Source organism: Nocardioides luti, from assembly GCF_014212315.1.
In the GTDB taxonomy this organism is placed as follows: domain Bacteria; phylum Actinomycetota; class Actinomycetes; order Propionibacteriales; family Nocardioidaceae; genus Nocardioides; species Nocardioides luti.
On sequence record NZ_JACKXE010000002.1, the window covers coordinates 398,253 to 424,793 of the forward strand.

A 26,541-nucleotide genomic window follows, 5' to 3' on the forward strand; every position below is an offset into this window, starting at 1 on the left:
TCAGACGCTATCGTGACGCCCGACAGGCACGAGGTGCCCCGACGGCCACGAGACGAACAGGCCCGACGGGAGAATCTGGGAAGCCGGTGAGAGTCCGGCACAGGCCCGCTGCGGTGACCTGGACGACGTCGATCGCGAGACCGGCACCGATCCAGGAAGTCCGAAGACCGGCCTCGCGCCACTTTGTTCGCTGGCTGACGAGCGGGAGCCTCCCATGCCACTGCAGTTTCCCTTCAGCGCCGTCGTGGGATCCGACGACATGGCCCTGGCCCTGGTCCTCACCACGATCTCGCCCGGCGTCGGCGGAGTCCTGGTGCGCGGCGAGAAGGGCACCGCGAAGTCCACGATCGTGCGTGCACTGGCCGCCGTCCTGCCACCGATCGACGTGATCGCAGGCGACCGGTTCTCCACCGACCCACGCGACCCCACGCCGCTCTCACCGGACGGGCCGTTCGCGGCGGACGCCCCGACGGAGACGCGGCCGGTGCGGCTCGTCGAGCTGCCGGTCGGCGCCACCGAGGACCGCGTCCTCGGCTCCCTGCACCTCGAGCGCGCGCTGTCGGAGGGCAAGGCGGAGTACGAGCCTGGCCTCCTGGCCCGCGCCCACCGCGGGATCCTCTACGTCGACGAGGTCAACCTCCTCCAGGACCACCTCGTCGACCTGCTGCTCGACGCCGCCGCCATGGGCCGGTCGAACGTCGAGCGCGACGGTGTCTCGGTCGAGCACGCCGCCCGGTTCGTCCTCGTCGGCACGATGAACCCCGAGGAGGGCGAGCTCCGTCCGCAACTGCTCGACCGGTTCGGCCTCACCGTCGAGGTCGCCGCGCCGCGCGACCCGGCCTCCCGCGCCGAGGTCGTTCGCCGCCGGATGTCCTACGACACCGATCCGGAGTCCTTCACCCGCCAGTACGCCGAGTCGGAGCGCGCGCTCACCGACCGGATCCAGGCGGCCCAGAAGCTCGTCGCGGAGGTCGAGCTCCGCGACGACGTACTTCTCAAGATCGCCGAGGTCTGCGCCGCCTTCGAGGTCGACGGCATGCGCGCCGACATCGTCACGGCCCGGACCGCCGTCGCCCACGCCGCCTGGCACGGCCGCACCTCGGTCACCACCGCCGACGTCCGCGCCGCCGCCCGCCTCGCACTCCCCCACCGTCGCCGCCGCAACCCCTTCGACGCCCCCGGGCTCGACGAGGAGCTGCTCGACCAGGTGCTCGGCGACGACGACCCCGCGCCGGAGCCCCCCGAGCCGCAGGGCGGATCCGAGGGGGAAGGGACCGAGGGGGAAGGGCCCGCGGACGGCCGTCTGGACACCGACCAGGACGGTTCCGGGGATCGTGAACCCACGAGCGGGACGCAATCACCGTCGGACTCCTCCTCGAGCCCCTCCGATGGCGGCGAGAGCGCGCCGCCGTCGACGGCCGGCGAGGCCCCAGCAGACGCAGCCGCCGCTGGCGATGCTCCCGGCCGGCCGGACACCACCGTCGACGCGCGGACCCCCTATCGGCCCAAGCTCTTCACGGTCCAGGGCACCGGCGAGGGCGAGGCCGGTCGGCGCAGCCGCGCGATGACCGAGTCCGGACGTCGGATCGGGTCCCGACACAGCACGGGCGGGGCAGGCTCGATCCACGTCGCCGAGACCGTGCGCGCGGCCGCGCCCCACCAGCTCGCCCGCGGCCGAACGTCGGGCAGCCTGCTCTTCCGCCCTGACGACCTGCGCGTGGCGACCCGCGAGGGACAGGAGTCCAACCTGGTGCTCTTCTGCGTCGATGCCTCCGGGTCGATGGCCGCGCGTCGCCGCATGGAGCAGGTCAAGACCGCGATCCTCTCGCTGCTGCTGGACGCCTACCGGCGCCGCGACCAGGTCGGGCTCGTGACGTTCCGGGGCGACCGCGCCGAGCTGGTGCTGCCGCCCACCCGCTCCGTCGACATCGCCGCGACCCGACTCGAAGCACTCCCTGCGGGAGGGCGTACGCCGCTGGCCGAGGGCCTGCTCGAGGCCGCCCGTGTGCTGCGCGTCGAACGCGTCCGCGACCCGCGTCGACGCCCGCTGCTCGTCGTCGTCACCGACGGTCGCGCGACCTGGGGACCCGACGCCGTCGCACGGGCGCGGACAGCAGCAGCTCACCTCGCGGGGACCGGGGTGACGTCACTGGTCGTCGACTCCGAGACCGGCTCGTTCCGGCTCGGGCTCGCCCGGGACCTGGCCGGGGTACTACGCGCCGAGCACGTCCCGGTCGACGAGGTCAGCGCGACCGGGCTCACCACGCTCGTCCACGACCGCGTGCATCCTCGCACGACCGCCGACACCAGTACCGAAGGAGCAGCCTGATGCCCCAGGGCCAGCCACTCACCGTCCCGGACGACGGTCTCAGCACCCGCGAGCGCCGCGAGCAACCGCTGCTGATGGTGCACACCGGTGACGGCAAGGGGAAGTCGACTGCCGCCTTCGGGCTCGCGATCCGCGCCTGGAACCAGGGCTGGGACATCGGGGTCTTCCAGTTCGTGAAGTCCGCCAAGTGGCGCATCGGCGAGCAGACGGTGCTCGAGCGACTCGGCACACTGCACCAGGAGTCGGGCGAGGGCGGCCCCGTGGAGTGGCACAAGATGGGTGCCGGGTGGTCGTGGTCCCGGAAGGCTGGCGACGAGACCGACCACGCCGCCGAGGCAGCCGAGGGGTGGGCCGAGGTCAAGCGCCGGATCGCCGCGCAGACCCATGACCTGCTGATCCTCGACGAGTTCACCTACCCGATGGAGTGGGGGTGGGTCGACGTCGAAGACGTCGTCGACACCCTGAGCCAGCGGCCCGGGCGACAGTTCGTCGTGGTTACCGGCCGGCGTGCGCACCCCCGGCTCGTCGAGGTCTCCGACCTGGTCACCGAGATGACGAAGGTCAAGCACCAGATGGACCGCGGTCAGAAGGGCCAGCGAGGCATCGAGTGGTGACGCCGTGACCAGCCTTCCCCGGTTCGTCGTCGCAGCTCCGGCGACCGGCCAGGGAAAGACCACCGTCGCGACCGGTCTGATGGCCGCGCTGACCCGCGCGGGCCGTGTGGTCAGCGGCCACAAGGTTGGGCCGGACTACATCGATCCGGGATTTCACGCCCTGGCGAGCGGCCGCCCCGGCCGCAATCTCGATCCCCACCTGGTCGGCGAGGACAGGATCGTCCCGCTGCTGCTGCACGGCGCCGCGGGCGCCGACGTCGCCGTCGTCGAGGGCGTGATGGGCCTGTACGACGGCCGGGTGGGTGGTGAGGGCTTCTCCTCGACAGCGCACGTCGCCGCCCTCACCGGGTCGCCCGTCGTGCTGGTCGTCGACATCTCCCGATCCTCCCGTTCGATCGGGGCGGTGGTACACGGCATGGCGACCTTTGACCCGCGCGTCGAGGTCGCTGGTGTGATTCTCAACAAAGCCGGTTCGCCGCGCCACGCGCAGGAGGTTGCCAGCTCGATCGGACTGCCCGTCCTGGGCACGATCGGTCGCGACGACGCGTTCGCCGCGCCCTCGCGCCATCTCGGCCTCGTTCCCGCGGCAGAGCGCGAAGAGGCCACGCACACCCTCGACCGGCTGGCGGACCACGTTGCCCAGACGGTCGACTTGGATGCCGTGCTCCGGATCGCGCGCACCGCTGCCGACCTGTCCGCCGATCCGTGGGACCCGGTCGCCGAGGTGCACCCTCCTAGCGATGCTCGCCCCATCGTCGCGATGGCCGGCGGTCGCGCGTTCACCTTCCGCTACACCGAGACCGAGGAGCTGCTCCGCGCAGCCGGATGCGACGTCGTCAGCTTCGACCCGCTCACCGACAAGGCGCTGCCCGCCGGCACCAGCGGCCTCTACCTCGGCGGCGGATTCCCCGAGGTCCACGCCGTCGCGCTGGCCGCCAACACCGCGCTGCGCGAGGACCTGCGCGTCGCCGTCGCCGACGGCATCCCGACGGTCGCCGAGTGTGCCGGCTTGCTCTACCTCTGCAGCACCGTCGACGAGGCGCCGATGGTCGGTGCCCTGGTGGCCGAGGCACGGATGACCGCGCGGCTGACCCTGCGTTACCCCACCGCCACGGCAGCCACCGACTCACTCCTGACCCGGGCCTCCGAGCAGGTGAGCGGCCATGAGTTCCATCGCACCCACACCCGCCCCGAGGCCGGAGACACCCCTGCCTGGACGATCGACGGCGAGAGGGTCGGCTTCGCCACGCCGACCCTGCATGCGTCGTACCTGCACACCCACTGGGCCGGTCACCCCCACCTCGCCCAGCGCTTCGCCGACGCCGTCCACGCCGCCACCCCGCACATCCAGACGGCCTCCAGCACCAGCGTGGTGGGGCAGGCCCGCTCGGCACCGCTCGCGGACCCCCTGCGCCACCACGGCGACGCGGAGGCCGAGGAGGGGTTGCTCGACCTCGCCGTCAACGTCTATGGCGGGCCACGGCCGTCCTGGCTCGACGGCGCCCTGCGAGCCAGTCTCGACGAGATCGGGCGTTACCCGACCTCCGTGCGGGCCGAGCAGGCGATCGCCGCCCGCCATGGCCGCGACGCCACCGAGGTGCTGGCGACCGCCGGCGCCGCCGAGGCGTTCACGCTGCTCGCGCGGCTGCGCGCCTGGCGGGCGCCGGTGGTGGTGCACCCGCAGTTCACCGAGCCGCATGCAGCGCTCGAGCTGGCCGGCCACCACGTCGTCGAGGTTCGCTGCCGGGCGGAGGACGGGTTCACGCTGCGGGGCGAGGACATTCCCGAGCGGGCCGACCTCGTCGTGCTCGGCAACCCGACCAATCCAACCGGTGTGCTCCACCCTGCTGCGACGATACGTGGGCTGCTGCGGCCCGGACGGGTGGTCGTCGTCGACGAGGCATTCATGGACACCGTCCCCGGCGAGCCCGAGTCGCTGGCCGGTGGGGCGCACCTCGGTCTCGTCGTGCTGCGCAGCCTGACCAAGCACTGGGCGATCCCCGGGATCCGCGCCGGCTACCTGCTCGCCGACCCCGAGGTCGTGGCCGACCTGCGCCGTCACCAGGTCCCTTGGTCGGTCTCGACGACCGCGGCCGCCGCGATGGTGGCGTGCTCCTCTGACGTCGCCTCGGAGGAGTCGCGACGCCGTGCCGCCCAGCTTGTCGCCTGGAGGTGCGGGCTCGAGGAGGCCCTGCGTGCGCGAGGCATCCCGTTCGTGGAGTCGTCCGCCTCGTTCGTCCTCGCTGAGGTCGGCGCGGGTGTCCACGTGGCTTTGCGACGGCTCGGGGTCGCCGTACGCCGGGCCGACACGTTCCCCGGGCTCGGCCCCTCGTGGGTGCGGATCGCCGTACGACCCGAGCCGCAGACCCGGCAGCTCCTCGACGCGCTGGACGCCCTTGCGCCGCAGCGCAGCTGATGCCCTAGGGTGCTGCCTGCGGGCACGAGGAAGCCGGTGGGATTCCGGCACAGTCGCGCTACTGTGACACCTCCTCCAGACAGGTCCCCCGGGACCGGTCGGGCGGTGGTGGAGTCAGACCCGAGTGTCCGTCCACCCCATCAACAGGGACGCAAGCATCCCTAGGAGGACACATGTCTCACGCCATTTCCGCCGCCCCCACCACCGACGTCGCCGTCCCGGCGATCCCCGTCGCCGAGCTGGCGCCGTGGGCGCTGTTTGTCGGACTTTTCGCCACGCTCGTACTGTTCTTCGTCAGCGCCGACCAGGGGGCCGTCTCGCTCACCTCGGGCACGCTCCTCCACGAGTTCGTGCACGACGGTCGCCACCTGCTCGCCTTCCCCTGCCACTGAGAGCGGCCGTCCTCCACGGACAGACCGCTTCTCGCTGTAGCAGCTTCCCCGGGAGAACGGGCCGTCTCGACGTGCCCGGACCCGGGCCTCTGAACGGAACCTCGATGACCGCACGGGCCCTGCTCGTCCGTGGTCTGATCGCCGGTCTGCTCGCCGGCGTCGCCACGTTCCTCGTCGCCCACCAGGTCGGCGAACCGCCGGTGGAGACCGCCATCTCGCTGGAGGAGTCCTCCGCCCACCACTCCGGGGCCACCGCTGGAGCCCACTCGCACGACTCCGAGGAGGCCGTCGTGTCCCGCGAGACCCAGAGGACGTGGGGGTTGCTGACCGGGACCCTCACCGTGGGCACCGCGCTTGGCGGCCTCGTGGCCCTGGGATCCGCGCTCGTCGCCGGCAGGGTCGGGCGCCTGCGCCCGACCGCGGCCACCGCCGTCGTGGCCCTCACGGGCTTCACGACAGTGGCCTTCGTGCCCTTCCTGAAGTACCCCGCCAACCCACCGGGCGTAGGCACGGCCGAGACGATCGGCGCCCGGACCGAGCAGTACTTCGGGTTCCTGCTCGTCTCGCTGGTCACGGGGATCCTCGCCCTGGTGCTGGCCGGACAGGTGTGGCCCCGGTTCGGCACGTGGGGTGCGGTCGTCATGGGCGTCGCCGCGTACGTCGTCGTCACGTCAGTCGCGGCCACGCTGATGCCGGGGCCCGACGCGGTGGGCTCCTTCCCGGCCGACACCCTCTGGGCCTTCCGCCGCGGGTCGCTGCTCACCCTCGTCACGTTGTGGGCGGGCATCGGCGTCGTGCTGTCCGGGCTCGTCGGCCGCCTCGAGAAGCACGAGACAGCGAAGTCGCAGCGCCGCGCCCTCGCCGCTTCCCTGTGAGGACGCGTGCCTGACTCCTGGCGCCTCGCGGTGGGCACCCTGACCGTCCTGAGGGGCCCGGCTCCCCGCTGCGTGGACCGCCGTACCGCAGGGGCGGCGATGCTGATCGCCCCCCTGGCCGTGCTCCCGCTCGGTGCGGGCGTCGCGCTGGTGCTGCTGGCCGGCCGCGCGGCGCACCTGCCTCCGCTCGTGACCGGCATGCTCGCGGTCGCAGTGCTCGTGCTGGGCACGCGCGCCTTCCATGTCGACGGGCTGTCCGACACCGTCGACGGGCTGACCGCCTCCTACGACCGGGAGCGGTCGCTGGCCGCCATGCGCACCGGGACGTCGGGGCCGGCCGGCGGCGCGGCGGTCCTGCTGGTGCTCGGGCTGCAAGCGACGTCGATGGCCTGGTTGGCGGGCCAAGCACGCGGCGCCGTGCTCGTCGGCACCCTCGTGTGCGTGTCGCGCTGCGCGCTGGCGCTCACCTGCCTCCGCGGCGTGCCGGCCGCTCGCGACGACGGACTCGGGGCGGTCTTCACGGAGTCGGTCCCCCGCCTCGCCGCAGCGACCTCCATGCTCCTCTCCTTCGTAGCCGTCGGTCTGGTCACCGGGTGGGCCGGGCTGCCGTGGTGGCGCGGGGTCATCGCCGTCGCCCTGGGTCTCGTCGTCACCCTGCTGCTCGTACGCCGCGCCGTACGCCGCCTCGGTGGGGTGACGGGCGACGTCTTCGGGGCCGCGGTCGAGCTGTGCCTGGCGACCCTTCTCGTCGCTCTGGCCGGGGCCACTTCGTGAGCCGCGCCCTCGGGCTGGTCCTCGGGTTCGCCGCCGACCTGGTCTTCGCCGACCCCGGCCGGTGGCACCCGGTGGCGGGCTTCGGCCGGCTGGCCGCCGCTGCCGAGTCGCGGTGGTGGTCGCCGTCGCGCGGCCGTGGCGTGGGGTACGCCGGGAGCCTCGTCGGCGCGGTCACGCTGGCCGGGGCACTCCTCGAGCGGAGCACGCGCGCTCGTCCCGGGTCACACACCCTCGTGACCGCGGCTGCGACCTGGGTCGTGCTCGGAGGCTCCTCGCTGGACCGCGAGGCCCGGGGTGTCGCGACTCTTCTCGCGGCCGATCGGCTGACCGAGGCGCGGCAGCGGCTCACCCACCTGGTCGGCCGCGAGACCGCGACGCTCACCGCCGACGAGGTCGCCCGGGCGGTGGTCGAGTCGGTCGCCGAGAACACCTCGGACGCCGTGGTGGCCCCGCTCGTGCTCGGTGCGGTCGCGGGCGTGCCCGGGCTGCTCGGGTACCGCGCCGCCAACACGCTCGACGCGATGGTCGGCCACCGCAGCGAGCGGTACGCCGAGTTCGGCTGGGCCTCCGCCCGGCTCGACGACCTGCTCAACCTCCCGGGCGCGCGGGTCACCGCGCTGCTGGCCGCGTTGCTCGGACCCGATACCGGTGGCGCGCTGACGGCCTGGCGTCGAGACTCACCGGGACACCCCAGCCCCAACGCCGGACCGGTCGAAGCCTCGTTCGCGGGTGCTCTGAGCCTCCGCCTCGGCGGCACCAACCACTACGGCGAGCGCACCGAGCACCGGGCCGTGATGGGGTCCGGCGCGAGTCCGACGGCAGCGGCCATCTCCCCCGCACTGGCCCTGGCCCGACGCGTCGATTTCGGCGCCCTCGCGATCGCAGTGCTGTTCACGCTCCGGACCCGCCGACCCCGCCGGTAGCCGCCGTCCGGCGCCTCAGAGCACCAGCGCCCGCCCGGCCACCACGAAGTGGACCTCGTCGCAGGCGGCCGCCAGGCGCTGGTTCACGGTGCCGAGCACGTCGCGGAAGAGACGCCCGGAGCGGTGTTCGGGAACCACGCCGAGGCCGACCTCGTTGGTGACCAACACGACCGGGCCCGACGCTGAAGCCAGGGCCGCCACAGCCGTCTCCACCCGGGAGTCGACCAGGGCCCGCACCTCGTCCGAGGGTAGTTCCCACGCCTTCGCCTCGTCGAGAATGGCCGCGAGCCAGGTGCCCAGGCAGTCCACGAGCACCGCTCCGTCCAGCGAGAGCGCGGCAGCCAGGTCGCGTGACTCCAGCGTGGTCCAGGTCGCCGGTCTGCGTGCTCGGTGCGCGGTGATGCGCGCGGCCCAGTCCGGGTCGGGGTCATCGACAGGGGTCGGCCCCGGAGCGACGTAGGTGACCGACTCCTCATGCTTCAGCAGGCCCTCGGCGTGGCCGGACTTCCCGGACCGGACGCCCCCGGTCACCAGCACCTTCACGGCAGGCTCCTCACCCAGGTGACGGCCTGGTCGACGTCGGGCACGGTGCGTACGCCGCTCGGCGCGGCCGGGCGGCGTACGACGACCACCGGGATCCCGAGCTGGGCGGCCGCGTCGAGCTTGGGACGCGTGTAGGAGCCGCCGGAGTCCTTGGTGACCAGCACGTCGCTGTGGTGCTCTCGCATCACCTCCAGCTCGGCGTCGAGACCGAACGGGCCGCGATCGAGCAGCAGCCGCCAGCGCGTCGGCACCGTCCCGGGATCGTCGACCACCCGCGCCATTGCCTCGAGGTCGGCCAGCGTGCGCGTGAAATCGGCGAGCGACTGTCGTCCGACGGTGAGGAACGGCCGCTCGCCGAGGGTCGCCGCCACCCTCGCGGCCTCGCCGTGACCGTCGACCCAGTGCCAGTCCGCGGCCCCGGGGCTGGTCAACCAGCCGGGGCGCTGCAGCCGCAGCAGTGGGACTCCCGCGCTCGCGCAGCCCTGCGCGGCGTGGGCCGAGATCTGGGCGGCGAACGGGTGCGTCGCGTCGACGACGGCGTGGTGTCCGGCGTTCACGAGGTGCTCGCGGAGACCCATCGCCCCGCCGAAGCCGCCAACCCGGACGTCCCCCACCGGCAGCCGCGGTTGCTGCACCCGTCCCGCCAGCGACGACAGCACCGGGACCCCCGCCTCCAGCAGCCGGGCCGCCAGGTCACGTGCCTCGGCGGTGCCGCCGAGCACGAGCACGCTCATCGACCGGCCCCCGGAGGCAGGAGGGGCCAGGTCCCGCGCGGACCGGACGTGGCGAGGTCGAGCAGCGCGTCCACCGCGAGGTGCTCCTCCACCAGGTCCCCGAGGAGCTCGAGCCGGCGCTCGCGGGCGGCTGGGAAGCTCACCGAGGACGGCGCTCGTGACCCGCCGAGGAGCCGGGCGACCTCGCCCAGGAACGCCTGCCGGAACGCATCACCCTCCATGCTGCCGTGCCACATCGTGCCGAAGACCGCCTCGTCCCGGGCACCTCCCAGGAACTCCTCGGCCTCACCACGTGTGACGCGTCCGTGGTGGATCTCGTACCCGCCCGTCGGCAGTCCTAGCGCGCTGCCCTCCGGCAGCCCGAGCACCTTGTCGGGCGAGAAGTCGGTCCTCGCGTCGAGGAGACCGAGACCCTCGACCACCTCGCCCGGCCCACCCTCGACGCCGAGGGGGTCCGCCACCGTGCGGCCGAGCATCTGGAACCCGCCGCAGATGCCGAGCACCGGCCGACCGGCGCGGGCGTGTGCCAGGATCGCGCGGTCGAGTCCGCGACGGCGCAACCAGGCGAGGTCGGCGATGGTCGCGCGGGTGCCGGGCAGCACGACCAGGTCGGCGTCCGACAGACTCCGCGGGTCGCTGGTGAACACCACGTCGAGGTCGGGCTCGAGCCCGAGCGCATCGACGTCGGTGAAGTTGCTGATCCGCGGCAGGCGTACGACGACGACCTTCAGCACGGACTCCTGCGGACCACGCCGGCCCTCCAGGTCGAGCGCATCCTCGGAGTCCAGCCACACGTCGGGGTGCCAGGGCAGTACGCCGTGGACCGGGCGGCCCGTCAGCCGCTCCAGCTCCTGCAGCCCCGGGGTCAGCAGCGAGGCGTCGCCGCGGAACTTGTTGACCACGAAGCCCGCGACCAGTCGCTGATCCGCCGGCTCCAGAAGCGCGACGGTGCCGTACATGGCGGCGAACACGCCGCCACGGTCGATGTCGCCCACCACGATCGCCGCCATGTCCGCGTGCCGCGCCAGGCCCATGTTGACGTAGTCACCGGCCCTCAGGTTGATCTCGGCGGGGCTTCCCGCGCCCTCCGCGACCACCACGTCGTAGCGGGCGGACAGGTCGTCGAAGGCGTCGTACGCCGCTCGCGCGAGGTGGCGTCGTCCGTCGACGAAGTCGCGCGAGGAGACCTCGCCGGCCGGGTGACCCATCACCACGACATGGCTGCGCTGGTCGCCGCCGGGCTTGAGCAGCACCGGGTTCATCGCAGCCTCCGGCTCGGCCCGGGCCGCCAGCGCCTGGATCCACTGGGCCCGGCCGATCTCGGCGCCGTCCCGGGTCACCATCGAGTTGTTGGACATGTTTTGCGCCTTGAAGGGTGCGACTAACACCCCCCGCCGGGTCAGCGCCCGACACAGACCCGTGGTGACGATGCTCTTGCCCGCGTCGGAGGTCGTACCGGCCACCAGCAGGGCGCTCACGCGGGACCTCCTCCGCGGGTGTGCGTGCCGAACCGGTGTGGCACGAGCTCGCGCGGCAGGGCGCCGCCGTCCTGGACCCACGTCACCAGGCGCTCGGTCGTGCGCCGGTTGAGCACCCCGCCAAGCCAGGTGTCGTGCGGGCGCCGCCCAGCGGTGAAGTCCCGCACCAGCACGACGTTGCTACGGTCGCAATGGTCGAGGCAGTCCACGACGCGCACCCGCACGCCGAAGGCCCCGTCGCAGTCAAGCAGGGCGTCCCGCTGGGCGTCGTGGTCGGTCCTCGGGTGCTTCTCGGCTGTGCCGCAGCAGCAGCCGCGGCACAGCAGCACGTCGCGGTCGGGCCGGCTCATCGGTGCCTCAGCAGGTAGAGATCCATCACCCAACCGGCGGCAGCACGCGCCCGCTCGCGGGCCTCCTCGAGCTCGCGCAGCACGTCGCCCACCCGACCGGAGATAAGCTCCTCGCTCGGCGTGCCGAGGTTGGCGCCCCACCAGATCCGCCAGTCCTCCAGCCCCGCGAGGTCGAGCGTGCGGTTGAGCATCACGACGAGGTTGTCCTGGCCCTGCTCGATCGCCTCGCGCAGCCGCCGACCGGTCGTCACGTGGACCGGTCGACCCACCTCGTGCAGCACGATCCGGTGCCTGGCCGCCAGCAGCTGCGGGGCGCTGATCCCGGGCGTGACGTCGACCTCCAGGTCCACGCGCTGCGCCATCGCCTCGACGATCCGCAGAGTCGAGTCGTACAGGGACGGATCACCCCACACCAGCATCGCGACGTCGCCGGGTCGTTCGTCGAGGACCCGCAAGTGCGCGGTGACCCGAGCCTCGTGCCAGTCGTGGACCGCGCGGGCGTAGTCGTCGGGGTCGTCGCGGTCGCGCGGCGGATCGGAGACGACGACCAGGGGCGGGTCGCCGTAGGCCCGGCAGACCTCGGCGCGCACTTCAAGCAGCGGGTCGGCCTGGCCCTTGGCGAAGGCGAGGACGTAGTCGACCGTGCGCAGGGCGTGGGCTGCCTCTCGGGTGACGTGCTGCGGGCCCATGCCCACCCCGATGACGCGGACGCGCCTCACTCGCGATCCTCCAGGTCTCCCTCGAGGTCGAGGTAGATGCGGCGCATGCGGTCCAGCACGTCGGGGTCGGGCTCGGCCCACAGCCCTCGGTCGACCGCCTCGTGCAGCTTCTCCACGATGCCGCGGAGGGCCCACGGGTTCGACTGCCTCATGAAGGCCTGGTTGGTCTCGTCGAGGACGTACTCCTGGGCGAGCGCGGCGTACATCCAGTCGTGGACCACGCCGGTGGTGGCGTCGAATCCGAAGAGGTAGTCGACGGTGGCCGCGAGCTCGAAGGCCCCCTTGTAGCCGTGCCGCTGCATCGCGCCGATCCAGCGCGGGTTGACCACCCGCGCCCGGAACACCCGGTTGGTCTCCTCCTGCAGCGTCCGGGTCCGCACGGCGTCAGGGGTCGTCGAGTCACCGACGTACGCCTTGGGGTCGCTGCCGGTCAACGCTCGCACGGTGGCGACCATGCCGCCGTGGTACTGGAAGTAGTCGTCGGAGTCGGCGATGTCGTGCTCGCGGGTGTCGATGTTCTTCGCGGCGACGTTGATCCGTCGGTAGTTCACCCGCATGTCGTCGGCGGCCGGCGCACCATCCAGACCCCGCCCGTAGGCGAAGCCGCCCCAGGCCGTGTAGACCTCCGCCAGGTCGCGGTCGTCGCGCCAGTTCCCCGACTCGACCACCTGGAGGATCCCAGCGCCGTACGAGCCCGGCTTGGAGCCGAAGATCCGCGTGGTGGCCCGCCGCTCATCGCCGTGCTCGGCGAGGTCGGCTCGGGTGTGCGCCCGCACGAAGTTGAGGTGGTCGGGCTCGTCGAGGTCCGCCACCAGGCGTACGGCGTCGTCCAGCATCGCCACGACGTGAGGGAAGGCATCCCGGAAGAAGCCGGAAATGCGGACGGTCACGTCGATCCGCGGACGGCCCAGCTCCTCGAGGGGTATCACCTGCAGGTCGCTGACCCGACGGGAGGCCTCGTCCCACTGCGGTCGTACACCGAGCAGGGCCAGCACCTCGGCGACGTCGTCACCCGACGTACGCATCGCGCTGGTCCCCCAGACCGAAAGCCCCACCGACTCCGGGTGATCACCGGTCTCCTCGAGGTAGCGCTGCACCAGCGAGTCGGCCATCGCGCTACCGGTCTCCCAGGCCAGCCGGGACGGCACGGCACGAGGATCGACGGTGTAGAAGTTGCGGCCCGTCGGCAGTACGTTGACCAGTCCACGCAGCGGTGAACCCGAGGGCCCCGCCGGGATGAACCCGCCGTCGAGCGCGTGCAGCACCGCGTCGAGCTCGTCGGTGGTGCGCTCCAGCCGGGGCACCACCTGGGTGGCGGCGAAGTGCAGCACCTCCTGGACAACCGGGTCGTCGTGCAGCTTGGCTGCGGTCCCGACCTCCCAGTCGGCGTCGTCCATCCGCTGCACCAGGCCGCGGGCCTGTCGCTCGATCTCGTCGACGGCCACGGTGGCCTCCGCGCCCTCCTTGAGGCCCAGGGCGGCGCGCAGGCCCGGGACCGCGCGGGACTCACCCCCGAACACCTGGGCGGCGCGGAGGATGGCGAGCACCAGGTTGACGCGCGCTTCGCCCGCCGGCGCCTGGCCGAGGACGTGCAGGCCGTCGCGGATCTGGGCGTCCTTGATCTCGCAGAGCCAGCCGTCGACGTGCAGGATGAAGTCGTCGAACTCCTCGTCGTCGGGGCGCTCGTCCAGGCCGAGGTCGCGGTGCATCTCCGCGGCGTGCATCAGCTGCCAGATCTCGCCGCGGATGGCCGGAAGCTTGGCCGGGTCCATCGCCGCGATGTTGGCGTGCTCGTCGAGCAGTTGCTCGAGTCGGGCGATGTCGCCGTATGACTCCGCGCGCGCCATGGGCGGGATCAGGTGGTCGACGATCGTGGCGTGCGCACGGCGCTTGGCCTGCGCCCCCTCCCCCGGGTCGTTGACGAGGAAGGGGTAGATCAGTGGCAGGTTACCGATCGCCGCGTCGGTGGCACAGGCCGCGGAGAGCGCCGCGTTCTTGCCGGGCAGCCACTCCATCGAGCCGTGCTTGCCGAGGTGCACGACCGCGTGAGCGCCGAAGCCGCCGGTGTCCTCCGATGCGCCCAACCAGCGGTAGGCCGCGAGGTAGTGGTGTGACGGCGCGAGATCGGGGTCGTGGTAGATCGCGACCGGGTTCTCCCCGAAGCCCCTGGGCGGCTGGATCAGCAGGACGACGTTGCCGGCGGTGATCGTGGCGAGCACGATCTCCCCGTTGTCGTTGACGAAGAGCCGTCCGGGCGCCGGACCCCACGCCTCGACCATCTTGTTCCGCAGCTCCGGGTGCACGTCGGCCGTCCACGCGCTGTACTGCTCCGGCGTGATCCGCACGTGCGCGTCGGTCAGCTGGGTCTGGGTCAGCCATTCCTCGTCCTGGCCGCCTGCCGCGATCAACGCGTGGATCAGGGCATCACCGGCTTCGGTGTCGTCCTCGAGCTCGAGGCCCGGGACCGCACCCACGGGGCCGAGGTCGTAGCCCGCGTCACGCATCCGGCGCAGCAGCCGGATCGTGGACACGGGGGTGTCCAGGCCGACGGCGTTGCCGACCCGCGAGTGCTTGGTGGGGTACGCCGACAGCATCAGCGCGACCTTGCGCTCGCAGGGCGGAATCCGCCGCAGGCGTGCGTGGTTGACCGCGATGCCGGCGACCCGGGCGCAGCGCTCGGGGTCGGCGACGTATCGCGGCAAGCCGTCCTGGTCGATCTCCTTGAAGGAGAACGGCGCGGTGATGATCCGCCCGTCGAACTCGGGGATAGCGATCTGGCTGGCCGAGTCGAGCGGCGTGACGCCGTCGTCGGATGCCTCCCACTCCTCGCGACTGCTGGTCAGGCAAAGTCCCTGGAGCACGGGGATGTCGAGCGCGGCGATCCGCGCAACGTCCCACGCCTCATCGTCCCCTCCGGCACTGGCCCCGGCCGGCTGGCTCCCGCCGGCGGCGAGCACGGTCACCACCAGGGCGTCGAAGGCGCCCAGGGCTTCGTACAGCTCGTCAGGCGAGGACCGGAGCGAGGAGCTGAAGATCGGCACCCCGACCGCCTGGCCGGTGGCGTCGACGGCGTCGGCCAGGGCATGCGCGAACGCGGTGTTGCCACTGGCCTGGTGGGCTCGGTAGAAGAGCACGCCAACCCGAGGCAGGTCGACCGGTGTCACTGGTCGCTCCAGCACACCCCACGCGGGGATCTCAATGGGGGGCTCGAACCCCTCCCCGGTGAGCAGCACCGTGTCAGAGAGGAATGCGTGCAGCTGGGCCAAGTTGGCGGGTCCGCCCTCGGCGAGGTAGCGGTGCGCCTCGGCAGCGATCCCGATCGGTACGGTTGAGAGCTCCATCAGCTCGGCGCTGGGCTGCTGCTCGCCACCCAGAACGATCATCGGCATCCCGGTGGTCCGGATCCGCGCGAACCCGGAGCACAGGTCGTGCGGCGAGCCCAGGATGCGGCCCACCACCAGGTCGGCGCCCTCGATGGCCTCGGCCATCGACTGGTGGCCGGGCCGGGCCGGGTTGGCCCAGACGTAGGCGGCGCCCGAGGAACGGGCGGAAAGCAGGTCGGTGTCCGACGTCGAGAGCAGGGCGATGCGCATGCGCCTGGTCAGCTCCTCCTCGGGATTCTCGTCCCGGCTGGGTGGATGTCTCGTGGCCAGTGTCTGGCTGTGCCCGCCGCCGGTGGGACGAAGGGCATCACAGTGGCGGAACCGCCCCGGACTCGCACCGGGTTCCTGATCCCACGAGACGTGTGCGGTCAGCCTAGAGGACGCCGCGCGCGTGGGAGACGCTGCGTCTCGAGGATCTGAGCTCGGACCAGGTACTCGGCCACCAGGGCCCGGGCGGTGTCGGGGTCGACGTGTTCGTACCAGACGTCGTCCGGCTGGACGCTGACCACGGGCCCCGGATTGCACGGGAACTGACAGCCGGTCTGCGTCACCAGGACGTCTTCGTCAACGGGCCCCTGCTGCATGAGGGCGAGCACTAGCACTTCGGCCCTCCGATCGGACGACAGCGCCGTGCGCCAAGACGCACGACACCTCAAGACCTGATGCCGATGAAGGGGGGACGTCCTCCCACGCCCGCGACCTGAGGCCCGGTACGCTGCCCAGCAACGGACTCGCACTCGACACGAGCTCGGCTCTGTCGGGTCCGTGAGCAACGGGCCGACGCCGCGATCTCCGGACCGGGCCCCGCTCGCTCCCGCACCCAGCGCAGCGACCCCGCCGCAACGATCCGGGCCAGCGGCACCTCTCTCATTGCCCGAAAGCGTGCTACGACGCCGGCACAAGTTGCCCCAGTGTCGCGACGTGCTCCGACCGGTTCGAGTCACGCACGACGTTCACACCTCGTCACTTTCGCGCGCAGATCGAGAGCTCGCTGCGGCGTTGAATCCTGCCTTTCGGGCGCTTGTGACGTCCAGTCGTCGAGTTCGCGAGTTGCCACCACCTGTTGCTTGGCCGTCTTGCCTGCGTCCAGCGGCGGATGCCATGGTCCGGATGTGCTGCCGCCACGCGGTTGCGGCGGCAGCACATCGGGACGCGATGCGCGGACAGTTAGCTGCGCATTGCTCAGGTGGGGACGACGGCCTGGTTGCGGCGCAGCAGCCACATGACAGCTGGGTATCCGGTGGCCAGACCGATGATGACGCCTACCTGCATGAGGAACCAGAAGGTGCCCTCGGTGACTGGCGGCATGGCGCTGTTGTAGTAGAGGAGGAGCATCCAGCCGACCATGCCGATGTCGAATGCCGTGACCGTGAAGATGGCGGCGGTGGTGGCGGCGCCGACGGAGAGCCAGCGGGCATTTCCGGTGCTGGAACCGCGACCGGCGAGGTACCCATAGACCGCCAGCATGATGATGACCAAGACGGCGATGACGAGGATCATGGGCCACATCGCCTCGCCGGCGATCGTCCACCCGACCGCGACGACGAGCGGGACCGCGATCAGGTGGGCGACGGCGGAAGCGCCGCCTCCGGGTAGCACCGCGAGTGCTGTCGCGTCCGTGACTGGCATCGTCTCGTCCGCAGAAGTCGACGACCCAAGGCGTCCGCGACTCAGATAGGCGAGGATGGCGAAGGGACCGAGGTAGAGCGCTGAGGTGACCCACACCAGTTCGGGGGCAACGCTGTGGTGGCGGCGGCGGGCCAGGTAGATGTCGGCCGCGATGAAGGCAGTGCTGAGCAGGGAGAGTGCGATGTAGGTCCAGGCGACGGGGGTGAGCCAGTCGGGGATGGCGGAAGCCATTTCCATGAGTTGTTCAGTCCTTCGTGGTGGGGAGTAGGTCCGATCGGGTTCCCGATGCGCCGCATCCGCCCTGTGAGCGTTGCGGACGAACGGGCGACCGGTTCAGGTCGTGACGGGCGCACGAGGCGCACCGGTCGGGCAGCTTGCGGCTAGGCATGCCACCGGAGGCTGGCTCAGAGGAAGGAGTCCTGAGCGACCTGTCAGACCCGGAACACGCACACAGAGATCGGTGACAGCACGACCCAGGGCGTTCGTTCGCGTAGCCGTCGGCGCGGGAGGCCAGGCCGCCGAATGCGGGCCAGGAGCCCAAGGTACGTGTGACGACGAGACGTCTTAAGCAAGACCAGCACGCTGGTCACCATCAGCCAAGCGCCCGCGCAGACGACACTGGTGGCGTCGATGACACAACCGTCGGCGCACATGTCAGCCATGGCGGGCGACGCCGCGGCAACCTCCTCGGCCACAGAGACAGCGGCAGTGGGGATCGGGGCCACCTCGTCGCTCATGTCGGCCATCGGAGCGACGGAGGTCAGAGCGGAGAGGACGGTGCAGGTCAAGCCCACTACCAATGCGATCGCTGCACCGAGAGAACTCCGCAGCACTACAGCAAAGGTCGGCCCGGGCATGCCACGAGGCTACCGGACCGCCGAGGTCACTCTCCTTCTCGGCGAACCGAGACCCTCCACGTCCCGGTTCGGTAGGGGCCGCGTTCGGCCCGCACGGCACCAAGCCCTCGGGCCCGCCTAGTAGTCACCAGACTTGTTGGATCGCCGCAGGCCTCGATGAGCATCGATACCCGTTCGTCTCGGGCTTGGCCACCACCCCGGAAGCGCCGCTCGGTCTATGGGTTGATCGACCCGCACGGTCTCTCACGACGCATCGCTTGCAGAGTCCTGAGTGAGCTCCCGATTGGTGGCAGCCCAGTTGGAGAGAAGCTGTAGGCCGTCGGCTGTCGGGGATCCGGGCGGGGCTGAGAAGGCCACAAGCTGGAGCCCGCGCTCACCGCTGAGGTCGAGCGCTTCGAACGAAAGGTCGAGGTCGCCGACCACCGGATGACTGATCGACTTGATGCCTGTGCGGTGTTCCCTCACGTTGTGAGATGCCCATAACTTGCTGAAGGTCTCGCTGCAGGTGGTGAGCTCGCCGACAAGGTCGCTCAGCTCGCGGTCGTAGGGTGTCCTGCCTGCCTCGCTGCGGAGCAGCGCAACGATCTGCTCAGCTGACTCCTCCCACTGCTGGTAGAAGGCGGGAGCCGCAGGATCCAAGAAAAGGAAGCGGGCGAAATTTGCTGATCGGGTGGCGTCCTCGTACATCGGGGAGAAGAGCGCGCGTCCGAGCGCGTTGATCGCGACCACGTCCATCCGTCCGTTCTGCACCACCGTCGGCACGTCGCGCATGGCGTCGAGCAGTTGTTGCACTCCGGGGCGAACCGATCTCGATCGCGGTCGACTCTTTCGTCGGCTGGGTTCAGCGCCCTCGTTGGCTGCCCGGACGAGATGACGCAGGTGCGACACCTCCGCCTCGTCGAGCTTGAGGGCCCGAGTGATCCCCACGAGCACTGACTCCGAGACACCCGTGGCGTTGCCGCGTTCGAGTCGCACGTAGTACTCCACACTCATACCCGCAACAAGCGCCACCTCTTCACGTCGCAACCCGGGCACACGACGTCTGCCCTTGTAGTCAGGGAGATCGAGGTCGGCGGGCGTGAGCCTGGCCCGCCGGGTGGTCAGGAACTCGCGGATCTCGTTCCGGATGTCCATGCTGCCGACGCTAGAGCACCAGTCCTCTTCCAGGGAGGCACTGGCAGGGACCCTCTAGAGAGGGTCTGCCTCAACCCGCGGAGACGCCGTTGACTTGTCCTGTCACAAGCAACGTCGTCGGCCAATGTGGTGCGACGGCCCACAAGAAGGAGACAGCCCCATGGCTGAGAACCCTCAGGTCTGGTTCGTCACGGGCGCAAGCCGCGGCATGGGCATCGACATCGCCAAGGCGGCCCTCGCTGCTGGTCACCACGTCGTTGCCACCGGTCGCGACCCTCAGCGCGTCCTGGCCGCCGTAGGCGAGCACGAGAACCTGCTGGCCGTCGCCCTTGACGTCACCGACCCCACCGCGGCTGCGAACGCGGTCGACACCGCGGTCGAGCACTTCGGTCGTGTCGACGTGCTCGTCAACGACGCCGGCAACTTCTACGCCGGCTTCTTCGAGACGCTCAGCCCCGAGCAGGTCCGCGCCCAGATGGAGACCAACTTCTTCGGCACCCTCAACGTCACCCGTGCGGCCCTGCCGGTGCTGCGCCGCCAGCAGGCGGGCCAGGTCATCACCGTCACGTCAACCGCGGGATTCGTCGGCGGCGCGTTCACCTCGGCCTACACGGCGTCCAAGCACGCACTCGAGGGCTGGATGGAGTCGCTGGCCGACGAGGTTGCTCCGTTCGGCATCTCCACCATGTCGGTTGAGCCCGGATTCTTCCGCACTGAGTTGCTCGTCGAGGGCTCCTCGACCATCTGGCCCGAAATGGTCATCGACGACTACGCCGACAACACCGCCCAGACCATGGACGCCTGGCGTGCGATGCACGGAACCCAGGTCGGGGATCCCGCCAAGCTGGCCGCCGCCCTGGTGACGATCTCCGGCGCCGGACCGCTCCCCCGCCGCTTCATCGCGGGCTCGGACGCCATGGCCGCGGTCGAGCAGAAGCAGGCACATGTCCAGCAGCAGATCGACCACTACCGCGACCTCTCCGCGTCCCTGTCCTACAACAACTGACCCAGCCCGCCCACGCTCCTCGAGCGCGCCACCACCTCACGAACGGACACCACTCATGACCGCCCCACTCGGCATCATCGGCACCGGCGCCATCGGCGGCACCCTTGCTCGCCTCGCCATCGCAGCAGGCCTCGACGTCATCCTCGCCAACTCCCGTGGACCCCAGACCCTGAGCGATCTCATCACCCAACTCGGTCCTCGCGCTCGCGCCGGCACCGTGACCGAGGTCGCGCGGGAGGCAGACATCGTCGTCGCCGCCATCCCACTGAGCGCCCACCCAGCACTGCCCGCCGATGAGCTGGCAGGAAAGGTCGTCCTCGACACGACCAACTACTACCCGCAGAGGGATGGACAGATCCCCGCTCTCGACGACCAGACATCGACCGCCAGCGAGCTCGTCCACGCCCACCTGGCCAACTCCGACCTCGTCAAGGCTTTCAACAACATCACCTTCGCCAGCCTCGGCAACGGGGCACGACCGCCCGGCGCGCCAGACCGAAGCACTCTGCCGATCGCCGGACAGAGCGCCTCGGCCAAGCAGCGAGCCACCGACCTGCTGAACCAGCTCGGGTACGACGCGCTCGACATCGGCGACCTCGACGGCAGTTGGCGCAGCGAACCGGGCACCCCGATCTACTGCGATCCCTACATGCCCGCGTGGCCGACCGAACCCATGCCCCTTGACCAGCTCGTCGCCTGGCTCCTCGCCGCACCAGTCATCCCTCTGTCCAGGGACGCAGCTCAGGAACTCATCACCGGCGCTGAACGCGGACCCGCTGGAGGCTACTTCCCCGAGACGACCTGAGTTCGATGGTCTTGGCAGCAGGGCCCGACATCACCTGACGATGGTGAGACCTGCCCCTATCCGCACTCCGCTCAACCGAGCGCGGCGATGATCCGCGAACTCGTCCAGCAGACCAGAGCGCGTCGTCAGGCGGCGCTGAGCACGTCCGACCGACCGCACGTCAGGGTCTCGACGGCACCGCGAGAGAGCCTCTCGTTACACACGTGGTACAAACGAACATCAGCCGTTCGACGTTTGCGCAGGTCAGCATGGGTCAGTCAGTCAGTACTACGACATCTGATGTTCCTCGCTGGTTGAGGAGGTCCCGCAGCGACCGTCTCGACACCAGTGCGACTCGACCCTCCCGGACCCTCCGGGAGGGTCTCGTCCTCTCCGGGAGCCTCAGGGTCACGCCATGACGCACAGAGCACCTCGGCCACGGCGTGTCGGGTGCTTCGTGCGTCATGACGTCGGCCCGGTCACGGCGAGCACGGTCGTGCCCACGACGGTGCGCTCGGCGTACGCGCCCGCGTCGCCCGTCCGGGCCACGACCGTCGTGCCGAGCATCCCGCACCGAATCGACTGATCTGTACGGCTCGCACGTCCTCTGGTCCAGGGCTTCAACCAGACTTCATGTCAAGGACTCAGGTGCCGACGCGGAGCTCGAAGCCGTCGGTGCTGTCGTCGCCGGGGCTGTGGTCGGTGACGCCCGCGACGGCGCCGACGACGCCGGCCAGCAGGAGCAGGCCGACGACGGTGGGGCCGGGGGCCGTCGGGTGGGCGGCGCGCCAGGTGTGGAAGTCGCTGCGCGTGAAGGCGGCCAGCGAGGCGATCGCGGCCGTGGTCGCGAGGAGTGACAGCAGGTCGAGGGGGTCGAGGTCAACGGCGAGGCCGATCGCGCCGAAGACCACCTGGATGACCAGCACGACCCACGCCAGGACGGTGCGCCAGCGACGCGCCGCCAGCACCCCGGCCGAGACCCAGACGACGACCAGCACGTTGACCGGCACGGACAGGGCCACCGAGAGGGCCTGGTCGGCGGGGCCGGACCGCACGAGCTGCAGCACCTGCCCCACCAGGCAGCTCAGGCCGAGCACCCAGGCGGAGGTGGGGACCTCGCCCGGCGATGGGACGTCGTACGCCGGGTCCTGGGTCACGGCGCCAGGGTGTCGACGTACCGACCGTCAGCGGTGACCGGGTGGTCCTCGTTGATCGCGCGCACGGCCTCGGTCAGCTCGGTCGGGACGTGCGCGGGGCGGCGGTCGAGGTGCACGCCGGCGATCATGCAGCGCACGGAGCCGCCGGCCAGCTCGATGGTCGGGATGTCGACGGCGACGATCTCGCAGGACTCCTCGATGGCCGCGACCTGGTCGGGCCGCAGGCTGCGGCGGGCCCGCGCGGACATCGCCATCACGTAGCGACGCCGACCCTCCGGCGTACGCCCGCACAGCTCGACGGCGTTGCCGGCGAACTCGCGGATCTGCTCCTCGCTCAGCTCGACGACGGTGCGCCCGTTGACCGAGAGCCGCTCGCGGACCTGCTCGCGGCGCTGCTCGTCCGGGATCATCCCGAGCGCGATCAGGGCGACGTCCGTGCCGATGCAGGCGATCACGTTGGTGTGGTAGACCGGAACGCCCGCGGAGTCGACCGCGTCGAAGGCCATCGGCTCGTAGCCGAAGTCGGTGCAGAACCGCTCCAGCACGTGGGTGTCGGCGCGGTGGCTGATCGCGGTGTAGGCCACGCGGGACACGTGGTCGAGGACCATCGCGCCGGTGCCCTCGAGGAAGATGCCGTCGGGCTCGAGGCCGGAGTAGTCGACGATCGTCTGGACGCGGTACTCCGACTTGAGCAGCTCGAGCACGTCGGCCCGGCGCTCGTGGCGGCGGTTGGAGGCGTACATCGGGTAGACCGCGATCGTGCCGCCCGCGTGGGTGGAGAGCCAGTTGTTCGGGAAGACGCTGTCGGGCCGCGTGTGGTCGTGGTCCTCGAAGACGTGGACGCGCACGCCGGCCCCGCGCAGCGCCTCCGCCACGGCGTCCATCTCGGCCAGCGCGGCGGTCGAGGTGGCGGCGTCGGACTGCCCCGGGGGGACGTCCTGCTGGAAGGCGTTGTCGGCCGCGGTGGCCGGGTTGGGGAGGAACCGCTGGGCGCGGATCAGGATGACGGCGGACGGGGCTTGAGCACTCACGATGGGAGGCTAGAGCATCGGGTCGGCACCGCCCCAACTACGCTGGCCGAACTCCCATGACACCCTCCGGAACCCCCTTCGCCGAGCGCCGTCTGCTGCTCGCCGTCGACGCGCCCTCGCTGCTCCACCGCAACCACCACGCGCGGGTCGAGAGCGGTCTCCACGACCGGGGCGGGCGGCCGGCCTGGGCGCTGCACGGCATGCTGCGGCAGATCCTCGAGGCCATCGACGTCTTCGCGCCGGACGCCGTGGTCTTCGGACTCGACGACCGCGTCGCCTCGGTCCGCGAGGGCCTCTACCCCGACTACAAGGCCGGCCGGGCGGCCAAGGACCCGGCACTGGTCGACCAGCTCGACCGCGCCGGCGCGATGCTCGACGCGATCGGCTTCCTCACCGTCACCCCGCCCGGGCTCGAGGCCGACGACGTCAACGCGTCCGCGGCCACCTGGGCCGAGCGCGAGGACTGGAGCTGCGTGCTCATCACCTCCGACCGCGACTCCTTCGCCCACATCAGCGACCACACCCAGGTGCTCCGGCTGATCAACGGCGGCATCGCCGCCTCTCCCCTGCTCAACCCCGCACGCCTCTTCGCCATGTACGGCGTGGCCGCCGAGCGCTACCTGGAGTACGCCGCGCTGCGGGGCGACGCGAGCGACAACCTGCCGGGGGTGCCGGGCATCGGCGAGAAGACCGCTCCGGTGCTGCTGTCCGAGATGGGCTCGATGCAGTCGGTCTGGGCCGACATCGACCACTGCGCCGGGACGAACCTCGTCGCCACGCTCGACTCCTGGAGCGAGGAGACCGGGCAGCGCCGGATCGGCGCCGGGCTGCTCAAGCGCCTGACGGCCCCCGGGGCTCGCGAGCGCTACGAGTTCAACCACGCGATCATGTCCGGCCGCACCGACCTGGACCTCGGGCTGACCCCGGACGTCCCCGGCACCCCCGGCGTGCTGCCGCTCGACATCGACCGGGTCTCCCGGGTCGTGGGCCATCTGGGCGTCGACGCGACCACGGACCTCGCGCTGCGCGTGCTCACCGAGCCGCCCGCCTCCACGACGAGCGCCTCCGCGACGACCGGCCCCGTGACCCACCCGAGAACTCCTGACTGATCGCCGGACGACTGGGTACGGTGGTCCGGCCGCATCACAGCGGCTCTCCCGCACGAGATGAGGACCGCCCGTGATCGAGTTCCGCTCGGTGAGCAAGCAGTTCCCGGACGGCACCACCGCCGTGGAGGACTTCAGCTTCGTGCTGCCCTCGCGCAAGACGACCGTCCTGGTCGGCTCCTCCGGCTGCGGGAAGACGACCCTGCTCCGCATGATCAACCGGATGATCGAGCCGACCAGCGGCCAGGTCCTCATCGACGACGTCGACGTGGCGACCCAGGACCGGGTCAAGCTGCGCCGCAGCATCGGCTACGTCCTGCAGTCCTCGGGCCTGCTCCCGCACCGCAAGGTCGTCGACAACGTCGCGACCGTGCCGGTGCTCAACGGCGTCCCGAAGGCGAAGGCCCGCGAGCAGGCGCTCGAGCTGCTCGACAAGGTGGGGCTCGACCGCGGCCTGGCCAACCGCTACCCCCGCCAGCTCTCCGGCGGCCAGCAGCAGCGGGTCGGGGTCGCGCGGGCGCTCGCCAGCGACCCCAACATCCTCCTGATGGACGAGCCGTTCGGCGCCGTCGACCCGATCGTGCGGGCCGACCTCCAGAACGAGCTGAACCGGCTGCAGCGCGAGCTCGGCAAGACGATCGTCTTCGTCACCCACGACATCGAGGAGGCCTTCGTCCTCGCCGACCAGGTGATCATCTTCCGCAAGGGCGGGGTGATCGCCCAGGCGGGCAGCCCGGCCGAGATCCTCGCCGCGCCGGCCGACGACTTCGTCGCCTCCTTCATCGGCGCCGACAAGGGCAAGCGCGACCTCTTCGTCCAGGAGCGCCCCGACGACGGTGGCCGACGGCTCGTCGTCGACGCGAACGGCCGCGCGATCGGGGTCCTCGGGGACGGATCACCCGCCTCGTGAACTGGACCGAGAACAACCTCGACCTGATCCGCGAGCTCACGATCAACCACGCGCGGCTCTCGGTCATCCCGATCATCGCGAGCTTCGTGCTCTCGATCCCGCTCGGCTGGCTGGCCAACCGCAACACGGCGATGCGCTCGCTGGTGATCGGCGGGGGCAGCCTGCTCTACACGATCCCCTCGCTGCCGCTGTTCGTGATCCTGCCGCTGGTCATCGGCACCCGCGTCCTGGACGAGACCAACCTCGTCGTCGCCCTCAGCATCTACGGCGTCGCGATCATGTCCCGCTCGGCCGCCGACGCCCTGGCGTCGGTGGACAAGCCGGTCCTCGACGCCTCGACCGCGATGGGCTTCTCGCCGCTGTCGCGCTTCCTCAAGGTCGACCTGCCGCTCGCCGGACCAGTCCTGCTGGCCGGGATCCGGGTGGTGTCGGTGAGCACGATCGCCCTGGTGTCGGTGGGCGTCATCATCGGCTCGTCGAACCTCGGCTACCTCTTCCAGAACGGCAAGCAGCGCGGCATCCTCGAGGAGGTCGTGGTCGGCGTACTGATCAGCCTCGTCCTGGCCCTGGTCTTCGACCTGCTGATCGTGCTCGCGGGGCGCCTGCTGCTCCCGTGGAACCGGAAGGCGCTGGCATGAACCTCCTGCTCAGCGCGCTGCGCTGGATCTTCGACCCGGCCCACTGGCAGCCCGGCAGCCAGAGCCCGCTCCCCCTCCAGGACCGCCTGCAGGAGCACCTGCTCTACACCTTCGTCTCGGTCGCCATCGCCTGCCTGATCGCGCTCCCGCTCGGCTTCCTCATCGGCCACACCGGCCGCGGCCGCCAGCTGGTCATCGGCTTCACCGGCTCGATGCGGGCGCTCCCGACCCTGGGGCTCCTGTTCTTCCTGCTGATGGTCTTCGGGCGCTTCCTGTCGTACGACACCGCGCCGATCGTCGGCGCCACGATCGCGTTCGTGATCCTGGCCATCCCCTCGATCCTGGCGGGTGCCTACTCCGGCCTCGAGTCCGTCGACCGCACCACGATCGACGCGGCCCGGGCCACGGGCCTGACCGAGTGGCAGATCCTCACCCAGGTGGAGATCCCCCTCGGCCTCCCCCTCATCGTCGGCGGGATCCGGGCCGGGACGCTGCAGGTCATCGCCACCGTGACCATCGCGTCGTACGCCGGCCTCGGCGGGCTGGGGCGCGTCATCACGGCGGGGATCGGCCTCAACGACTACGATCGGATCCTCGGTGGGGCTCTGCTCGTCACCATGCTGGCACTGGTCGTCGACGCCGTCTTCGCCCTGCTCCAGCGCTTCACGGCCACAGCAGGGCTCCGCGAGTCCCGCACGACCGCCCGCACGGGCAGCCGCCGGTCACCGCGACCGACCACGCGCGAGAGCGTGTGATACG

General features: G+C 71.1%; 24 protein-coding genes and 2 riboswitches. Of the genes, 13 read left to right on the plus strand and 11 right to left on the minus strand.

Translation table 11 applies throughout. The annotated features are described in order from the left end of the window. Window positions 1-14: 14 nt before the first annotated feature. Window positions 15-190, plus strand: a riboswitch (cobalamin riboswitch). 24 nt (window positions 191-214) lie between these two features. The 7 genes from H5V45_RS20915 (at window position 215) to H5V45_RS20945 (ending at window position 8,323) form a co-directional block, all read left to right on the plus strand. After that, a complete protein-coding gene (locus H5V45_RS20915) occupies window positions 215-2,329 on the plus strand; it encodes a magnesium chelatase subunit D family protein (protein WP_185255011.1) in 2,115 nt (704 codons plus the stop codon). Beyond that, the gene (cobO, locus tag H5V45_RS20920) at window positions 2,329-2,943 is read left to right on the plus strand and encodes a cob(I)yrinic acid a,c-diamide adenosyltransferase (RefSeq protein WP_185255012.1); all 615 of its coding nucleotides are present in this window, start codon (window positions 2,329-2,331) and stop codon (window positions 2,941-2,943) included. Before H5V45_RS20915 ends, cobO begins: the two co-directional genes overlap by 1 nt. A 4-nt stretch (window positions 2,944-2,947) precedes the next feature. Next, complete coding sequence (gene cobBC / locus H5V45_RS20925; protein WP_185255013.1) at window positions 2,948-5,359, plus strand: bifunctional hydrogenobyrinic acid a,c-diamide synthase/histidinol phosphate aminotransferase CobBC; 2,412 nt, start codon at window positions 2,948-2,950, stop codon at window positions 5,357-5,359. Between the two features lie 173 nt (window positions 5,360-5,532). After that, entirely contained in the window at window positions 5,533-5,751 is a 219-nt protein-coding gene (locus H5V45_RS20930) for a CbtB domain-containing protein (RefSeq protein WP_185255014.1), read from the plus strand. A 104-nt stretch (window positions 5,752-5,855) separates the two neighbouring features. After that, window positions 5,856-6,626 carry a CbtA family protein gene (locus H5V45_RS20935; RefSeq protein WP_185255015.1) on the plus strand — a complete coding sequence of 257 codons (771 nt, stop codon included), beginning with the start codon at window positions 5,856-5,858 and terminating at the stop codon, window positions 6,624-6,626. A gap of 30 nt (window positions 6,627-6,656) precedes the next feature. Continuing rightward, window positions 6,657-7,400 carry an adenosylcobinamide-GDP ribazoletransferase gene (locus H5V45_RS20940; RefSeq protein WP_343061683.1) on the plus strand — a complete coding sequence of 248 codons (744 nt, stop codon included), beginning with the start codon at window positions 6,657-6,659 and terminating at the stop codon, window positions 7,398-7,400. Then, window positions 7,397-8,323, plus strand: coding sequence for a cobalamin biosynthesis protein (locus H5V45_RS20945; RefSeq protein WP_185255017.1), 927 nt, complete (start codon window positions 7,397-7,399; stop codon window positions 8,321-8,323). The genes H5V45_RS20940 and H5V45_RS20945 overlap by 4 nt, the downstream gene beginning before the upstream one ends. 15 nt (window positions 8,324-8,338) lie before the next feature. On the opposite strand, the gene cobU is transcribed toward H5V45_RS20945, so the two are convergent. The 9 genes from cobU to H5V45_RS20990 form a co-directional block, all read right to left on the minus strand. Then, complete coding sequence (gene cobU / locus H5V45_RS20950; protein WP_185255018.1) at window positions 8,339-8,866, minus strand: bifunctional adenosylcobinamide kinase/adenosylcobinamide-phosphate guanylyltransferase; 528 nt, start codon at window positions 8,864-8,866, stop codon at window positions 8,339-8,341. Continuing rightward, window positions 8,863-9,600, minus strand: a complete 738-nt coding sequence (locus H5V45_RS20955) for a cobalt-precorrin-6A reductase (RefSeq protein ID WP_185255019.1) — start codon at window positions 9,598-9,600, stop codon at window positions 8,863-8,865. Before H5V45_RS20955 ends, cobU begins: the two co-directional genes overlap by 4 nt. Beyond that, window positions 9,597-11,078, minus strand: coding sequence for a cobyric acid synthase (locus H5V45_RS20960; protein ID WP_185255020.1), 1,482 nt, complete (start codon window positions 11,076-11,078; stop codon window positions 9,597-9,599). Before H5V45_RS20960 ends, H5V45_RS20955 begins: the two co-directional genes overlap by 4 nt. Beyond that, the gene (locus tag H5V45_RS20965; protein ID WP_221634670.1) at window positions 11,075-11,428 is read right to left on the minus strand and encodes a hypothetical protein; all 354 of its coding nucleotides are present in this window, start codon (window positions 11,426-11,428) and stop codon (window positions 11,075-11,077) included. Before H5V45_RS20965 ends, H5V45_RS20960 begins: the two co-directional genes overlap by 4 nt. Next, the gene (gene cobF / locus H5V45_RS20970; RefSeq protein ID WP_343061676.1) at window positions 11,425-12,147 is read right to left on the minus strand and encodes a precorrin-6A synthase (deacetylating); all 723 of its coding nucleotides are present in this window, start codon (window positions 12,145-12,147) and stop codon (window positions 11,425-11,427) included. The genes H5V45_RS20965 and cobF overlap by 4 nt, the downstream gene beginning before the upstream one ends. Beyond that, window positions 12,144-15,740 (minus strand): cobaltochelatase subunit CobN, encoded by a 3,597-nt coding sequence (gene cobN / locus H5V45_RS20975; protein WP_185255021.1) that lies wholly within the window; start codon window positions 15,738-15,740, stop codon window positions 12,144-12,146. Before cobN ends, cobF begins: the two co-directional genes overlap by 4 nt. A gap of 37 nt (window positions 15,741-15,777) precedes the next feature. Next, window positions 15,778-15,922, minus strand: a riboswitch (cobalamin riboswitch). 790 nt (window positions 15,923-16,712) lie between these two features. After that, entirely contained in the window at window positions 16,713-17,390 is a 678-nt protein-coding gene (locus H5V45_RS20980) for a DUF4396 domain-containing protein (protein WP_185255022.1), read from the minus strand. 200 nt (window positions 17,391-17,590) lie between these two features. Further along, window positions 17,591-18,016, minus strand: a complete 426-nt coding sequence (locus H5V45_RS20985; RefSeq protein ID WP_185255023.1) for a hypothetical protein — start codon at window positions 18,014-18,016, stop codon at window positions 17,591-17,593. 243 nt (window positions 18,017-18,259) lie between these two features. Beyond that, window positions 18,260-19,150: a helix-turn-helix transcriptional regulator gene (locus tag H5V45_RS20990; protein WP_185255024.1), complete on the minus strand. Its 891-nt coding sequence runs from the start codon at window positions 19,148-19,150 to the stop codon at window positions 18,260-18,262. Window positions 19,151-19,310: 160 nt separating this feature from the next. Here H5V45_RS20990 and H5V45_RS20995 point away from each other — a divergent pair, with 160 nt between their 5' ends. Beyond that, on the plus strand, window positions 19,311-20,156 hold the full coding sequence (locus H5V45_RS20995; protein ID WP_185255025.1) for an SDR family oxidoreductase: 846 nt from the start codon (window positions 19,311-19,313) through the stop codon (window positions 20,154-20,156). Between the two features lie 55 nt (window positions 20,157-20,211). Then, entirely contained in the window at window positions 20,212-20,961 is a 750-nt protein-coding gene (locus tag H5V45_RS21000) for an NADPH-dependent F420 reductase (protein WP_185255026.1), read from the plus strand. 623 nt (window positions 20,962-21,584) lie between these two features. On the opposite strand, the gene H5V45_RS21005 is transcribed toward H5V45_RS21000, so the two are convergent. Both H5V45_RS21005 and ctlX read right to left on the minus strand, forming a co-directional pair. Further along, window positions 21,585-22,097, minus strand: coding sequence for a hypothetical protein (locus H5V45_RS21005; protein ID WP_185255027.1), 513 nt, complete (start codon window positions 22,095-22,097; stop codon window positions 21,585-21,587). After that, entirely contained in the window at window positions 22,094-23,128 is a 1,035-nt protein-coding gene (gene ctlX, locus H5V45_RS21010) for a citrulline utilization hydrolase CtlX (protein WP_185255028.1), read from the minus strand. The genes H5V45_RS21005 and ctlX overlap by 4 nt, the downstream gene beginning before the upstream one ends. 56 nt (window positions 23,129-23,184) lie before the next feature. On the opposite strand from ctlX, the gene H5V45_RS21015 reads away from it, so the two are divergent. The 4 genes from H5V45_RS21015 (at window position 23,185) to H5V45_RS21030 (ending at window position 26,537) form a co-directional block, all read left to right on the plus strand. Beyond that, window positions 23,185-24,237: a 5'-3' exonuclease gene (locus H5V45_RS21015; protein ID WP_185255029.1), complete on the plus strand. Its 1,053-nt coding sequence runs from the start codon at window positions 23,185-23,187 to the stop codon at window positions 24,235-24,237. Window positions 24,238-24,307: 70 nt separating this feature from the next. Beyond that, window positions 24,308-25,144 (plus strand): ATP-binding cassette domain-containing protein, encoded by an 837-nt coding sequence (locus H5V45_RS21020; RefSeq protein ID WP_185255030.1) that lies wholly within the window; start codon window positions 24,308-24,310, stop codon window positions 25,142-25,144. Further along, window positions 25,141-25,782 (plus strand): ABC transporter permease subunit, encoded by a 642-nt coding sequence (locus tag H5V45_RS21025; protein WP_185255031.1) that lies wholly within the window; start codon window positions 25,141-25,143, stop codon window positions 25,780-25,782. The genes H5V45_RS21020 and H5V45_RS21025 overlap by 4 nt, the downstream gene beginning before the upstream one ends. Continuing rightward, complete coding sequence (locus tag H5V45_RS21030; protein ID WP_185255032.1) at window positions 25,779-26,537, plus strand: ABC transporter permease; 759 nt, start codon at window positions 25,779-25,781, stop codon at window positions 26,535-26,537. The genes H5V45_RS21025 and H5V45_RS21030 overlap by 4 nt, the downstream gene beginning before the upstream one ends. Window positions 26,538-26,541: the final 4 nt, after the last annotated feature.